Genomic DNA, 13977 nt, shown 5'->3' on the forward strand with positions numbered 1-13977 from the left:
GGCGATGACCTCCACCTTCCTCCCGGACAAGCGCAGCGGCCCGGACGTCGGCCTCCCGCCCCCTGCCGCAGCCGAGGGCCGGGGCCGGGCGCGGCGGCGGGCGCTGCACTGGCTCACCGCCGTCGGCTTTCAGGTGCCCGCGCTGGTGCTGTTCGGCACGCTCGTGCTGCTGCCGATGCTGTTCGCGCTGTACGCCTCGGTGTTCCGCTGGGGCGGCTTCGGCATGCCCGAGGACTACATCGGCGGCGACAACTTCACCCGGCTCTTCCAGGACCCGGTGTTCCTGGGCGACCTGTGGCGCTGCCTGCTCTTGGTCGGCCTCTCGCTCGTCCTGCAACTGCCGTTCGCGCTCGCCCTCGCGGTCGCGCTCAACCAGCGGATCCGCGGCCGGGCCGTGTACCGGATGCTGTTCTTCGCGCCGTACATCCTCTCCGAGGCGATCACCGGCGTCCTGTTCAGCATGATCTTCGCCCCGGACGACGGTCTCGCCGACCATGTCCTGGGCGCGATCGGGCTGGACGGCGTGGGCGGCGAGTGGTTCGCCGACCCGTCCACCGTCATGGCCACCCTGTTCCTGGTCATGACGTGGAAGTACTTCGGCTTCCACATGATGCTGTACCTGGCCGGACTCCAGTCCATCCCGGCCGAGTTGACCGAGGCGGCCCTGATCGACGGCGCCGGACCGTGGCAGCGGTTTCGCCACATCACCCTGCCGCTGCTCGCGCCGACCCTGCGGGTCAGCGTCTTCCTGTCGGTCATCGGCTCGATCCAGCTCTTCGACCTGGTGTGGGTGGTCACCGCGGGCGGTCCCGACCACCACTCCGAGACGATGGCCGTGACCATGTTCCAGTACGGCTTCAAGCGGTACCAGGTCGGCTACGCGAGCGCGATCAGCGTGGCCATGTTCGGCATCAGCCTCGTCTTCGCCCTCGCCTACCAGCGGTTCGTGCTCCGCCGCGACCTCCAGGGCGCCACCACGACCATGCGAGGAGGCGGCGGTTCGTGAGCGTCGTCAAGACGGGCCGAAGCGTCCGCAAGGCAGGTACGAGAGGTACGAGCGGTACAGCAGGTACGAGAGCTACGAGGGGTACGACGGGCAGGTCGGGGCGGGGCGGGCGTCATCTTCCGCTGCATCTCGTCCTCGGCGCCGTCGGCGCGCTGATGGCCGTACCCCTGCTCTACGCCGTGCTGTCCGGTTTCAAGTCCACCGACCAGCTCTCCCGCAACCCGATCGGGCTGCCCGACCCCTGGGTCGTCTCCAACTACACGGACATCCTCGGCTCCGGTTCGTTCTGGCAGCTCCTCGGCAGCAGCACGCTCATCGCGGTGGGGACGACCGTGGTGGTCGTCGCGGCGTCCGCGCTGGCCGCGTTCTCCTTCGCCCGGTTCGCCTTCCGTGGGCGGGAGCTGCTGTTCACGCTGTTCACGATGGGGCTGATGTTCCCCTTCGCGGTGGCGGCGCTGCCGCTGTTCCTGCTGCTGCGCTCGATGAACCTGTTGGACAACCCGCTCGGCGTGATCCTGCCGCAGGCCGCGTTCGGGCTGCCGATGACCATCGTCATCCTGCGCGGCTTCTTCCGGGAGATCCCGGCCGAGCTGGAGGAGGCGGCCACTCTCGACGGCTGCGGGCCGCTCGGCTTCTTCTGGCGGATCCTGCTGCCGATGGCCCGGCCCGCCCTCGGCACGGTGTCCGTCCTCGCCGTCGTCGGGAGCTGGAACAACTTCTTCCTGCCGCTGCTGGTCTTCAACGAGCCGACCTGGTGGACCATCCCGATCGGCGTCCAGCAGTTCCAGGGCCAGTACTCCGCCGAGTACGCGCGCGTCTTCGCCTATCTCGTCCTCGCCATGGTTCCCGCCCTGGCCTTCTACTCCGTCGCCGAGCGCCAGCTCGTCGGCGGTCTCACCGCCGGCGCCACGAAGGGATGACGCGCGCCCGCGGCCGTACGGCTCGCCACCCCCACCGACCGTGAGGAGTCGCACCATGTCCCGCACCTCCCGCACCCGGCTCAGACTCGTCGGCGCCCTGACCGGGGCGCTGTTGGCGGTCGTCGCCGCCGGCCCGGCCGCCCAGGCCCACTGCGACGACCCGCCCACCCTCGCCGACCTCGCGCAGCGCCACGGCCGTTACTTCGGCAGCGCCACCGACAACCCCGAACTCACCGACGCCGCCTACACGAAGATCCTCGGCAGCGAGTTCGACATGATCACACCGGGCAACGGCATGAAGTGGTACGCCACCGAGCCGCAGCAGGGCGTCTTCGACTGGACGGCCGGCGACCAGATCGTGAACCTCGCACGCGCCCACCACCAGAGGGTCCGCGCCCACACGCTCGTCTGGCACAGCCAACTGCCCGGCTGGCTGACCGGCAAGGAGTGGACGGCCGACGCGCTGCGCGCCGTCCTGAAGAAGCACATCCAGACCGAGGTGCGCCACTACCGGGGCAAGGTCTACTCGTGGGACGTCGTGAACGAGGCGTTCAACGAGGACGGCACCTACCGCGAGACGGTCTTCTACAAGACGCTCGGCCCCGGTTACATCGCCGACGCCCTGCGCTGGGCCCACCAGGCCGACCCGAAGGCGAAGCTCTACCTCAACGACTACAACGTCGAGGCCGTCGGCCCGAAGAGCGACGCCTATTACACCCTGGCCAAGGAACTGAAGGCGCAGGGCGTCCCGCTCGACGGCATCGGCCTTCAGGCCCATCTCGCCCTGCAGTACGGCTATCCGACGACCCTGGAGGACAACCTCCGCCGCTTCGCCCGGCTCGGCCTGGACACCGCGCTCACCGAGGTCGACGTACGGATGCTGCTGCCCGCAACCGACGAGAAACTGGCCCAACAGGCCGACTGGTACCGGGACTTGACCGAGGCGTGCCTCGCGGTGCGGCGGTGCGTAGGCGTCACGATCTGGGATTACACGGATAAATATTCGTGGATTCCGGCCGTCTTCACCGGGCAGGGCGCGGCACTGCCCTGGGACGAGCAGCTCGCGCCGAAGCCGGCGTACCAAGCGCTCCGGGAGGCCTTGAGCTGACCGACTGACCGACTGATCGGCTGGCTGGCCGACCGGCTGGCTAGTCGGCTGTTCTGGGCGCGGCCGTGCTGGAGCGCACGACCAGTTCCGTGCCCAGTTCCACCCGCGGCGAGTCGGGGCGCTCGCCGCGGGCCAGGCTGAGGACCGTGCGGGCGGCGAGTTTGCCCATGTCGGCGAGGGGCTGGCGGACGGTGGTCAACGGCGGGGCCGACCAGCGGACTTCGGGAAGGTCGTCGAATCCGACGACGCTCATGTCCTCCGGCGCCCGCAGGCCACGTCGGCGCAGCGCCTCGATCGCGCCGAGCGCCATCTGGTCGCTGGCCGCGAACACGGCGGTCGGCGGTCGCGGCAGGTCGAGGAGGGCGGTGCAGCCGGTGAAGCCCGACTCGGGGCGGAAGTCGCCCGGGACGACGAGGGCGTCGTCGACGGTGAGACCGGCCGCCTCCAGGGCGGCCCGGTAGCCGTCGTAGCGGGCACGGGAGCACAGCAGCCGGGGCGGGCCCGCGATCAGGCCGATCCTGCGGTGGCCCAGCGACAGCAGGTGCTCGGTGGCCGCCAGGCCGCCGGACCAGTTGGCGGCGCCGATGGTCGGGGTGTCGACGGCCGGCGAGCCCATCGGGTCGACGACCACCAGCGGGACGCCCAGGATGCGCAACTGCTCGTGCAGGGTGGGTTCCAGGGCCGACGTGACGAGGATGACGCCGTCGGAGGCGCGGGCGCGCAGGTTGCGCATCCACTCGCGGGCGTCGCCCGAGCGGCCGTGGATCGCCGACACCACCGTGCCCGCCCCGGCCGCGTGGGCGACCTCCTCGACGCCTCGGATGATCTCCACCGCCCAGGGGCTGTCGAGGTCGTTGAAGACCAGGTCGAGCAGGGCGGCGCGGGTGGGGGAGGCGGCGGAGGCGGTCGAACGGCGCTTGCGGTAGCCGTGCAGCCGCAGCAGGTCCTCGACCCGGGCCCGGGTCGACGGCGAGACGTCGGAGCGGCCGTTGACCACCCGGGACACGGTCGGCACCGAGACGCCGGCCTGGCGGGCGATCTCCGTGATCGTGACCCTGCCCCGGGACGCCGGCACCGTATCCTCCGCTGTCACTTGCCCACCTCCGTCGCGTCGCTTCGGGCGCTGCGCCGAAACTTCCAGAAGTCTTCCGGAAGGCGCGGGGCCGTGGGAAGACGTATCGGAGGACGTAAGGGATGACCTAAGGGATGCGGTAGGGGATGACGTCGGGGATGGCGTACGGGGCGATGCGACGGGCGGGAGCCGGGGGGCTACGGGGAGTGATCGTCCCTGGACGTGCGTCGGGGCCGGTTCGCGGGGTGTCCGCGGGCCGGCCCCTCATGTCTCCGGACGGCGGTCCCGCGCCGTCCGGGTCGAGCTCAGGCGGCGGTCACGACCCGGTGGGGGGCGATGACCTGGCCGTCCGGCAGGAGCTCGCCGGTGTCCTCGAAGAGCAGGACGCCGTTGCACAGCAGGCTCCAGCCCTGTTCCGGGTGGTGTGCCACGAGGCGGGCTGACTCCCGGTCGGGCGACGTCGCTGTCGGGCACGCTGGCTGGTGCTGGCACATGGATGGGAACTTCCGCTCTGGCGTGATGAGTGAGATGGCTGTGGTGGCTGTGGTGTCTGTCCCGCGGCTTGAAGCGTCGTTCATGGCCGCCCCCCGTTGTGATAAGTCGGTCGGACCCAGTGTTGCCCTACGGAGGTCGATCCGCAGGTATTTCGCGGCACCGCTTCTTACAGGTTGATGACGCATCACCCGCGCGGGCGGTTCACCTCAACCGCACTGTCACTTCGGGTGGTTCCTGGTGGCCGGATGGGGCTAGTCCGGACGGGACGGCCCGCCCGGGACGCGGCCGGTTGCGGGCCGTGGGAGAGCACCGTACCCCGCCACCGGGGCCGCGGTGACGGGGTACGAGGGTGTGGGGCCGGCCGGTCGGGTCGGTCAGGCCGGTGAGCCGAGCAGCGGGGGCGGCGCCGGTGACACCCGGAGGGTCAGCACCGGGAGCAACTCGGCGACGCGGTGCGGGCGGTGGGCCGCGATGCCGGGTGGCGCCGGGGCCAGCGGCACCAGCAGGTCGGCGGGGTCGGGCACGCCGCTGGTGCCGTCCGAGGCGCTGTCGCCGTGCAGCCAGAGGGTGAGCATGTAGAGCCCGGGGACCGACAGCAGGCGCGCCTGGTAGGGCTGGGTGGTCGTCGACTCGGCCTGGCGCAGGGCGAGTTCGGTGGAGGCGATGTAGGGGCCTTCGAAGAAGTGCGAGAACGCCCAGCCGTCCGGGGTGAGCCGGGTCTCGGCCGCGGCGACGGCGCGGTCTCCGCAGCGGATCAGGAAGCGCCAGCCGGCCAGCCGGGTCGTGGCCACGCCTTCGGGGCTGATGTGGTCCAGGACGTGCAGCGGCAGCGGCAGTTCGGGGGTGGCGTCGCCCTGCGCGGTGCGCAGGGAGGGGGTACGAGCCTCGCGGACCGCGGTGGGGGAACCGAGTGCCGTGAGGACGGAGCGCAGGGCGGGCGCGGGAGCCGGGGGGACATGCAAAGGCATGGTGGGTCGCCTCTCATTCGACAGGCACGGTGGCGCGAGGGCATGGGCGGACGGCGCTGTCAGCTAGCTCTCGGAGGTCGGAGAGGCGGGGGCCGGGGTCTGGGGACAACGGGTCGCGGGGTGCGCGAGCGGCCTGCCGTCACTTCGACGACAGGCTTCCTTCGACCGTGGGCGCCAACCTTCTCTGCCTTGTTCGCGGAGTTTATACGAGACGTGTTCGGACTGTGTTTCGTCTAGTCGATTCCGGGTCACTCGGCAAGGGTTCATTCAGACGGTGAAACGTGTGAATCATCCCGATTCAGAGCGGGTCGCACCGCGATGACCTCGGGTTGTTCGCGCGGAGTGGTCGGCCCATTGTCGTCGGCGTTTTTCACGAGTTCCGAGTTCGCGAGCGACTTCTTGGATCGCGGAACGAGATGGTGGAACGTTCATCTAAGGAGTTCGTGAAAGGTGCCCGGTCGCATGCCCGGTGAATGTGCCAAGGGTCACCATCCGGTGGCTTTCGGTCAGCGTAGCGGGTGCACGTCCGACGGGTGACGTTATCGATCGGCCCGGCTGGGCATCATCCCCACCTGACCCGGGACACCCGGCGGCCGGAATCGCCGGCCCGCCCATGCGAGGAGGGACGCTTCCATGGGGGAGAAGGTCGTGGCGGGCGCGTTCGACCTGTCCGATCGTCAGCACTACCGCGACAAGCTGCGGCGGTGCCTGACGGGGCTTGAGCGGCTCCTGGACCAGAAGCGCTTCGACCGCCCCAAGAACCTCATGGGGCTCGAGATCGAGCTGAATCTCGCGGGCGCCGACGGTCTGCCGAAAATGCTGAATGGGCAAGTGCTGGAGCGGATCGCGAGCCGTGATTTCCAAACAGAACTCGCCATGTTCAACCTGGAAGTCAACATAGCTCCACACCGATTGGGCGGCCGGGTATTCGACCGGCTCGCCGAGGAACTCCGTACCTCACTGGCATATGCCCACCGAAAGGCGGGCGAGGTCGATGCGGGAATCGTGATGATCGGTATTCTGCCGACTCTCGGCCGGGACGACCTGGTGTCGTCCAATCTTTCCGACGTCGACCGCTACACCCTCCTCAACGACCAGATCGTGGCCGCCCGGGGAGAGGACTTCGCGCTCGAGATCGACGGGGTGGAGCGGCTGTCGGTCACCTCGAAGTCGATCGTGCCCGAGGCGGCCTGCACCTCCGTGCAACTGCATCTCCAGGTCACGCCGGGCCGTTTCCCCGCGGTGTGGAACGCGGCGCAGGCCGTCACCGCGGCGCAGATCGCCGTCGGCGCCAACTCGCCGTTCCTGTTCGGTCACGAGCTGTGGCGGGAGTCGCGGCCGCCGCTGTTCCAGCAGGCCACCGACACCCGGCCGCCGGAACTGCAGGCGCAGGGCGTACGGCCGCGGACGTGGTTCGGGGAGCGGTGGATCAGCTCGGCGTACGAGCTGTTCGAGGAGAACCTGCGCTACTTTCCGCCGCTGCTGCCGATCTGCGACGAGGAGGACCCGTTGGAGGTCCTGGACGCGGGCGGGGTGCCCTCGCTCGCCGAGCTCGTCCTGCACAACGGCACGGTGTACCGCTGGAACCGGCCCGTCTACGGCATCGCCGACGGTGTTCCGCACCTGCGGGTGGAGAACCGTGTGCTGCCCGCCGGGCCGACGGTGACGGACGTGATCGCCAACGCGGCGTTCTACTACGGCGTCGTGCGCGCCCTGGCCGACGAGTCGCGGCCGGTGTGGACGCGGCTGCCGTTCGAGGCGGCCGCCGCGAACTTCGACGCGGCGTGCAGGTACGGGATCGACGCGCGGCTCCTGTGGCCGCGGCGGGGGCGGCTCGGGGGCCTGGTCGAGGTGGACGCGGTGAGTCTCGTACGGGACGAGCTGTTGCCGCTGGCCGCGGCGGGGCTGGACGGGTGGGGGGTGGAGCCGGCCGACCGTGATCTGTATCTCGGGGTCATCGAGGAGCGGTGCCGGCGGCGGGTCAACGGGGCGACGTGGCAGGTGGCGACGTTTCACCGGGCGGTGGAGGCGGGGTTGTCGCGAGAGGCGGCGCTGGCCGCTACGACTCGGCGGTATGCGGAGCTGATGCATGAGGGGGCTGCTGTGCATACGTGGCCGGTGGGGGTGGGGGAGGTTGCGCGGTTGGGGTGAGGGGTGGGGGGTGGGGGGTGCCTTGGGTTGTGGGGTGGGTGCGGGTGGGTGGGGGCTGGTCGCGCAGTTCCCCGCGCCCCTGGGTGGGGTGGGGTGGGGGGCGGAATCTAGGTGGGGTTGCTTTCCGGGTTCCTGTGTGGGGTGGGGTGGAGGTTGGAGTCGAGTCGGGGTTGCTTTCTGTGTTCTGGGTGGGGGCGCTGCCGTCTGCCGCGTGGTGATCGGGCAAGCTGTGTCGTCCCATGGCGGTGGTGTCCTGCCTGTTGTCCTGCGAGGCAGGGGTGGGGATGCGGTGGGTCATGCAACTGGAGGCACGTGTGCAGGTGGAGGCGGGGTTGGTGGCTGACTCATTTCCGCGGGAACGGCTCTCGCGACGGATTTTCCGCGACGAGACACTGCTCGTTCTGGGGCTTTCGCTCGGTGCGAGCGGTGTGTCCGCGCTGATCAGTTTTGTCGGGTCGGTCACCAAGCCGGGAGGCCTGAAGGACCAGGCGGCGACCCTCAACGCCTCGGCCGCGCCCGGCCGTCCGTGGCTCGACCTCGCCTGGCAGCTCTTCGGGATCGCCACGGCGCTCATTCCGGTCGCCCTCGTCGCGCACTTCCTGCTGCGCGAGGGGCAGGGACTGCGGACGCTCGGCTTCGACCGCACCCGGCCCTGGCCGGACCTCGGCCGGGGCGCGGCGATCGCGGCGGTGATCGGCAGCACCGGCATCGCCTTCTACCTGGCGGCGCGCGGCCTCGGCTTCAACCTCACGGTGGTGCCGGAGGCGCTGCCCGACGTGTGGTGGAAGTACCCGGTACTGATCCTGTCCGCGCTCCAGAACGCGATCCTCGAAGAAGTCATCGTCGTCGGCTACCTGCTGCGCCGACTGGGCCAGTTGGGCTGGACGCCGGGCACCGCGCTGGTCGCCAGTTCGGTGCTGCGCGGCTCGTACCACCTCTACCAGGGCGTCGGCGGGTTCATCGGCAACATGGTGATGGGCGTGGTGTTCGTCTACCTCTACCGGCGCTGGGGCCGGGTCGGGCCCCTGGTGGTGGCCCACTCTCTGCTCGACATCGGGGCCTTCGTGGGATACGCGCTGCTGGCGGGGAAGGTGGGGTGGCTGCCGACGGCGTGAACCACCTTCCCGGCGCCTCTCTGTGTGGCTAGGCGAGCAGTTCGCCCTCGATGACGGTGACCGCGTGGCCGGTCAGCAGGGTGCGGTCGCCGCGCAGTTCCGTGCGGACGCGGCCGGCGCGCGGTGAGGCCTGTAGGCCGGTCAGGACGGTACGGCCGAGACGCTCGGACCAGTGGGGCGCCAGGGCGGTGTGGGCGCTGCCCGTCACCGGGTCCTCGTCGATGCCGACGTTCGGGAAGAAGCATCGGGAGACGAAGTCGTAGCCCAGGTCCGGGTTCTCGGCGCGGGCGGTGGCGATGACGCCGCGGCGGGAGTAGGCGGCCAGCGCCCTGTGGTCCGGTCGCAGGGCGTGGACGGTCCGCTCGTCGGCGAGTTCGATCAGCAGGTCGCCGACGTGCGGGCCGGTGTCGAAGCAGCCGAGCGGCTCGGCGCCCAGGGCCTCGGCGACCCCGGCCGGGATCTCGACCCTGGTCAGCGGGGCGGTCGGGAAGTCCAGGGTGATCGAGCCGTCCTCGGCGGGCGTCGCGACGAGGACACCGCTGCGGGTGGCGAAACGCACCGGGCCCTTGTGAGCGCCCGTGGTGTGCAGGACGTGGGCCGTGGCGAGCGTGGCGTGGCCGCACATGTCGACCTCGGCGACCGGCGTGAACCAGCGCAGCGCCCAGTCCGCCGCGCCGCCCTCGGGAAGCGGGTGGGCGAACGCCGTCTCGGCGTGGTTGACCTCCAGGGCCACGTTCTGAAGCCGACCGTCGTCCGGGAAGGCGTCCAGAAGCAGGACCCCGGCCGGGTTGCCGGCGAAGGGGCGGTCGGTGAAGGCGTCGACGATTCGAATACGCATACCGGTGACGCTAGGGGCTGACCAAAGCCATCGGCCAAGGCCAATCCAGGAATCCTGGCCCGTTTCCGCCAGGTCGCGGCGAGCCGCCTGCGGGCTACGGTGAGCCGCCTACGGGCTACGGCGAGCAGGTTGGGCTGTGGCGAGTAGGTCGTGGGTGGGGCGGAGCGTGGCGCGGGGGCCGAACCATGGAGGGCAAGCGAGGTCGTGGCGTGCGGGCCGGATCTTGGTGGGCGGGCCGGGTTGGTGTGAGCAGGGTGGGCCGTGGTGGGTAGGGCCGACCTGTGGGGTCGGGGGCCGGACCGTGGCGGGCAAGCCCGGTCGTGGCATGCGGGCCGGACGTTGGCGTGCGGGCCGGGCTGGTGCGGGCAGGCCGAACCGCGGTCGGCTGGCCGAACCGTGGTGGGCGGGGCCGACCGTGGGTAGGTGGACCGGACCGTGCCGGGCAAGCAGGTCGTGGCGCGCGGGCCGGACGTTGGCGCGCGGGCCGGGTCGTGGTGGGCGGGGCGGGTTGGTGTGAGCAGGGTGGGCCGTGGGCGGCGGGCCGAACCGTGGTGGGCGGGGCCGACCGTGGGTAGGCGGACCGGACCGTGGCGGGTAAGCCAGGTCATGGCGTGCGGGCCGAAACCGCTGTGAGCGGGGCAGACGGTTGTGAGCAGGCCGGGGTCGTGGTGGGCGGGCCTGTGGGTGGCCGGGCCTGTGTGAGCGGGCCGGGCCTGTGTGGCCGGGACGGGTCAGACCCTTGTGAGCAGGCCGGGCCGTCGTGGGCGGGCTGGGACCGTGTGCGTGTGTTGGACCGTGATCGGTGGGGTGCTCGTGGGGCGGGTGGGGCGTAAGGCTGGGATCATGGGTGGGAGGAGGGAGCGCTGCCCATGTCCTGACGATCAGGGGCGGTGAGGGTTATGCCCGACCTTGAGGAGAACGGTTCGCAGGCGGCGGCGTACGCCGATCCGCAGGGGGATCCGTTTCTGCGCACCCGGTTCGTCGTACCGGCCCTGCCGGTGACGTTTCTGCGCCGCGAGCGGCTGGTCAGGCACCTCGACCAGGCTCTGCGCACGCCGCTGACCATGGTCAACGGCTCGGCGGGCGCCGGCAAGACGCTGCTGGTCGCCGACTGGGCCGCAGGGCGCGAGGGACCCGTCGCCTGGCTCACCACCGACGCCGCCGGTCAGGGCCCCGGCATGCTGTGGGCGTACTTGCTCCAGGCCCTGCGCGCCGCCGGTGTGTCCCTGCCCGCCGAGATCGGCTGCCCCGCGGACGCGAGCCGCGTGCCTCCGACGCTGCTCGCGCGGCTCGCCGCCGCGCTGTGCGCCCGGGACCGGCCCGTGACCGTGGTGCTCGACGAGTACGACCGGGTGACCGACCCGGCGATCGCGGAGCAACTGGAGTTCGTACTGCACCACGCCGGTGCCGGGCTGCGCCTGATCCTCGTCAGCCGTACCGAACCGCTGCTGCCGCTGCACCGCTACCGGGCGGCCGGCGACCTCACGGAGATCCGGGCCGCGGAACTGGCCTTCACCTGCGAGGAAGCGGCCGAGCTGCTGGACCTGCACGGCCTGCGGCTGCCGCCGCACGCGACGCGGGCGCTCGTGGAACGCACCCGGGGCTGGGCCGCCGGCCTGCGGCTGTGCGCCCTCGCCGCGCGGGAGAGCCCGGATCCGGAGACGTACCTGAAGGAGTTCGAGGCCGACCGCACCACGGTCGCCGACTTCCTGCTGGCGGAGGTGCTCAGGCGGCAGCCGCCCGAGACGCAGGACGTCCTGCTGCGGGTCAGCGTCCTCGACCGGTTCTGTCCCGACCTGGTGGACGCGCTGACCGGGCGCGCCGACGCCGGGCCCATCCTGGCAGGACTGCACCGCGACAACGCGTTCGTCGAACACCTCGAACAGGACTGGTACCGCCTCCACCCGCTGTTCGGCGAGATCCTCCGCGCCCTGCTGCGCGTACGTACGCCGGGCCTGGAACCCGAACTGCACCGGCGGGCCGCGCAGTGGCTGCGCGGCTCGGGATCCCTCGCGGAGACGCTGGGGCACGGGGCCGCCGCCGGTGACTGGGACTTCACCGCCGGAGCCCTGGTCGACGACCTCGCCATCGGCTGTCTCTTCAGCGGCCTGCGCTCCGACGAACTCGTCGACCTGTTCTCCCGGATGGGGCCGGAGGCCGTGAGCCCCGCCACGGACCTCGTCCGCGCGGCCCGCGAGCTGTCCCGGCACGACCTCGACCTCGGCCTGACCCATCTGCGCCACGCGGAACAGAGCCTCACCGCGGAACTGGGCCTGACGGCAGAAGTGGGGCTGACGGCAGAAGTGGGGCTGACTGTTGAGCTGGGGCTGACCGCCGAGTTGGGTTTGACGGATGGCGAAGTGGCCTTCACCTCAAGGGAGTTGACTTCGGAGGGCGTCGCGGCGCGGTTGAGCTGTGCGCTGCTGGAGGCGCTGGCCGGGCGGCTGACCGGTGCGCCCGGCCGGGCGGAACTGGCAGCGGCGGCGGCCGAGACGCTGTACGGACAGGTCCCCGCCGGGCTGCTGGAGCGGCATCCCGAACTCACCGCCCTCCTGCTGGCCCACCTCGGCTCGGCGCGGCTGTGGGCCGGGCGGTTCGACGAGGCGAGTGCCGCCCTGTCGCGGGTGGCGAAGGCCCCGGCGGGGGCGTCGACGGCGCTCGCCCGCGAGGACTCGCTCGGCAGGCTGGCGCTCATCGACCATCTGGACGGCTGGCCCGGCCGCGCGGAGCGCAAGGCGCGGGCCGCGCTGACCGAAACCGAGCGCTACGGCCTGGCCCAGCCCTCCGGTTCCGGCATGGCACGGCTGGTCCTGGCCGCCGTCGCCGTGGACCGCGACGAGCTCGTCCGGGCGCAGGCACTCCTCGACGAGGCGGTCAGGTCGCACCCCGCGCTGCGGGACCCGGTCATGGAGGCGGGCCGCGCCCTCGCCACCGCCCGCCTGCATCTGGCCCGCGGCGACCCGCGCGCCGCGCTCGCCGCGGCCGAACGGGCCGTCCGCGCCACCGTGGTCTCCCCCTGGGCGGAGGCGCAGACGGCGCTCGTCGTCTCCGCCGCGCATCTCGCCGAGGGCCGACCGGAGCGCGCCGTCGAGGCGCTCCGCGCGGTGCCCGACGAACAGCACGAGCAGCCGGTGTACGCGGTGGGGGCCGCGCGGGCCCAACTCGCCGCGGGCAGGCCCGGGGCGGCCGTCGACCTGCTCGACGGCGTGCGCGCCGGGGGCCGCGCCGGACCCGCCGTGACCGTCCGGGCCACGCTGGTGCGCGCGCAGGCGGCGGCCGAGGCGGGGGACACGGCCGGCTCGCGTCGACTCGTCGCCCTGGCGCTGCGCGAGGCACGGCGCGACGGGCTGCGCCGCCCCTTCCTCGAAGCCGGACCCTGGATCCGCCCGTTCCTGGACACGGCGTCGCCCCGGCTCACCCCTGGTGCGCCGCCGCCGTCCGACGGCCCGCCGCCCCCGCTCGTCGAGGAGCTGAGCGGACGCGAACGCGACGTCGTACGCAGGCTGGCCCTGATGATGTCGACGGAGGAGATCGCCGCCGATCTGTTTCTGTCGGTGAACACGGTCAAGACCCACCTCAAGGGCGCCTACCGGAAACTGGCCGTCAACCGCCGCAACGACGCGGTGCGCCGCGCCCGCGAGCTGAACCTGCTGTGACCGGCCGCGGACGTCGGCGCTTTCCGGCTCGCCCGTCGTGGGCGCGGCGCCGGAGCAGCGCCGACTACACCGGCGGCGTCTACGGGTCCATGCTCGCCGCCTCGGTGGTCGTCGGCGTGGGCACGCTGGGCTCGTTCCCGCGCGTGGAACTCGTGGTGCTGCTGTTGCTCACCAGCGTCGTGTTCTGGATCGCGCATGTGCACGCCCAGTTGTTCGGGGCGCGCATGGCACAGCGGGGCCTGGACCGGCGGGTGGTGCTGGCGGTGTGCCGCGACGAGTGGCCGATCGTCAACGCCGCGGTGCCGCCGGCCGTCGCCGTGGCCGTCAGCCCCCTGCTCGGGCTCGACCTCCAGGGCACGCTCTGGTTGGCGCTCGCGGTCGCCGTCGCGGGTCAGGTGGGCTGGTCGGCGGCAGCGGCACGACGGGCCGGGGCCTCGTGGCGCATGGTCGCCGTCAGCGCCTCGGTGAACCTCGTACTCGGTCTGCTGATCATCTTCTTCAAGCTCTTCGTGACCCACTGACGGGGAGGGGAGGGGAGAGGAGAGGGCAGAGGGGAGAAGGGAGAAGGGGGGAGGGGGTACGGGGGTGTCGTGCGGGCTATCACCTTCGCGGGGTGAGGCCGTCCGTCCTTCCGGGGCGGAGGATCGA

General features: G+C 71.7%; 11 protein-coding genes. 7 read left to right on the forward strand and 4 right to left on the reverse strand.

What is annotated here, in order from left to right; genetic code table 11:
- Positions 1-4: 4 nt before the first annotated feature.
- The 3 genes from BMZ82_RS02520 (at position 5) to BMZ82_RS02530 (ending at position 3034) form a co-directional block, all read left to right on the forward strand.
- A complete protein-coding gene (locus BMZ82_RS02520; protein ID WP_093771189.1) occupies positions 5-1006 on the forward strand; it encodes a carbohydrate ABC transporter permease in 1002 nt (333 codons plus the stop codon).
- A gap of 155 nt (positions 1007-1161) precedes the next feature.
- Positions 1162-1926 carry a carbohydrate ABC transporter permease gene (locus BMZ82_RS02525; RefSeq protein ID WP_256251754.1) on the forward strand — a complete coding sequence of 255 codons (765 nt, stop codon included), beginning with the start codon at positions 1162-1164 and terminating at the stop codon, positions 1924-1926.
- A 55-nt stretch (positions 1927-1981) separates the two neighbouring features.
- A complete protein-coding gene (locus BMZ82_RS02530; protein ID WP_093771191.1) occupies positions 1982-3034 on the forward strand; it encodes an endo-1,4-beta-xylanase in 1053 nt (350 codons plus the stop codon).
- Positions 3035-3074: 40 nt separating this feature from the next.
- On the opposite strand, the gene BMZ82_RS02535 is transcribed toward BMZ82_RS02530, so the two are convergent.
- The 3 genes from BMZ82_RS02535 to BMZ82_RS02545 form a co-directional block, all read right to left on the reverse strand.
- Positions 3075-4127 (reverse strand): LacI family DNA-binding transcriptional regulator, encoded by a 1053-nt coding sequence (locus tag BMZ82_RS02535; RefSeq protein ID WP_093771193.1) that lies wholly within the window; start codon positions 4125-4127, stop codon positions 3075-3077.
- Between the two features lie 284 nt (positions 4128-4411).
- Positions 4412-4600, reverse strand: coding sequence for a DUF5999 family protein (locus tag BMZ82_RS02540; RefSeq protein WP_093771195.1), 189 nt, complete (start codon positions 4598-4600; stop codon positions 4412-4414).
- A 375-nt stretch (positions 4601-4975) separates the two neighbouring features.
- Positions 4976-5569, reverse strand: a complete 594-nt coding sequence (locus BMZ82_RS02545) for a hypothetical protein (protein ID WP_093771197.1) — start codon at positions 5567-5569, stop codon at positions 4976-4978.
- Between the two features lie 633 nt (positions 5570-6202).
- On the opposite strand from BMZ82_RS02545, the gene BMZ82_RS02550 reads away from it, so the two are divergent.
- Together BMZ82_RS02550 and BMZ82_RS02555 are read left to right on the forward strand one after the other, a co-directional pair.
- Positions 6203-7720, forward strand: coding sequence for a glutamate-cysteine ligase family protein (locus BMZ82_RS02550; RefSeq protein WP_093771199.1), 1518 nt, complete (start codon positions 6203-6205; stop codon positions 7718-7720).
- 314 nt (positions 7721-8034) lie between these two features.
- Positions 8035-8835 carry a CPBP family intramembrane glutamic endopeptidase gene (locus BMZ82_RS02555; RefSeq protein WP_093771816.1) on the forward strand — a complete coding sequence of 267 codons (801 nt, stop codon included), beginning with the start codon at positions 8035-8037 and terminating at the stop codon, positions 8833-8835.
- A gap of 28 nt (positions 8836-8863) precedes the next feature.
- Here the strand turns inward: BMZ82_RS02555 and BMZ82_RS02560 are convergent, their stop codons facing one another.
- Entirely contained in the window at positions 8864-9673 is an 810-nt protein-coding gene (locus tag BMZ82_RS02560) for a PhzF family phenazine biosynthesis protein (RefSeq protein ID WP_093771201.1), read from the reverse strand.
- Between the two features lie 899 nt (positions 9674-10572).
- Between BMZ82_RS02560 and BMZ82_RS02565 the strand changes: the two genes are divergently transcribed.
- The gene (locus BMZ82_RS02565; protein WP_093771203.1) at positions 10573-13329 is read left to right on the forward strand and encodes a winged helix-turn-helix domain-containing protein; all 2757 of its coding nucleotides are present in this window, start codon (positions 10573-10575) and stop codon (positions 13327-13329) included.
- The gene (locus BMZ82_RS02570) at positions 13326-13850 is read left to right on the forward strand and encodes a hypothetical protein (RefSeq protein ID WP_093771205.1); all 525 of its coding nucleotides are present in this window, start codon (positions 13326-13328) and stop codon (positions 13848-13850) included. The genes BMZ82_RS02565 and BMZ82_RS02570 overlap by 4 nt, the downstream gene beginning before the upstream one ends.
- Positions 13851-13977: the final 127 nt, after the last annotated feature.

The sequence above is a fragment of the Streptomyces sp. yr375 genome (assembly GCF_900110755.1).
Lineage (GTDB): Bacteria > Actinomycetota > Actinomycetes > Streptomycetales > Streptomycetaceae > Streptomyces.

Coding starts and splice junctions, on each gene's coding strand:
- BMZ82_RS02560 (WP_093771201.1), bottom strand. CDS start 9,673: ATGCGTATTCGAATCGTCGACGCCTTCACCGACCGCCCCTTCGCCGGC.
- BMZ82_RS02520 (WP_093771189.1), top strand. CDS start 5: ATGACCTCCACCTTCCTCCCGGACAAGCGCAGCGGCCCGGACGTCGGC.
- BMZ82_RS02550 (WP_093771199.1), top strand. CDS start 6,203: ATGGGGGAGAAGGTCGTGGCGGGCGCGTTCGACCTGTCCGATCGTCAG.
- BMZ82_RS02545 (WP_093771197.1), bottom strand. CDS start 5,569: ATGCCTTTGCATGTCCCCCCGGCTCCCGCGCCCGCCCTGCGCTCCGTC.
- BMZ82_RS02525 (WP_256251754.1), top strand. CDS start 1,162: ATGGCCGTACCCCTGCTCTACGCCGTGCTGTCCGGTTTCAAGTCCACC.
- BMZ82_RS02565 (WP_093771203.1), top strand. CDS start 10,573: ATGCCCGACCTTGAGGAGAACGGTTCGCAGGCGGCGGCGTACGCCGAT.
- BMZ82_RS02540 (WP_093771195.1), bottom strand. CDS start 4,600: ATGTGCCAGCACCAGCCAGCGTGCCCGACAGCGACGTCGCCCGACCGG.
- BMZ82_RS02530 (WP_093771191.1), top strand. CDS start 1,982: ATGTCCCGCACCTCCCGCACCCGGCTCAGACTCGTCGGCGCCCTGACC.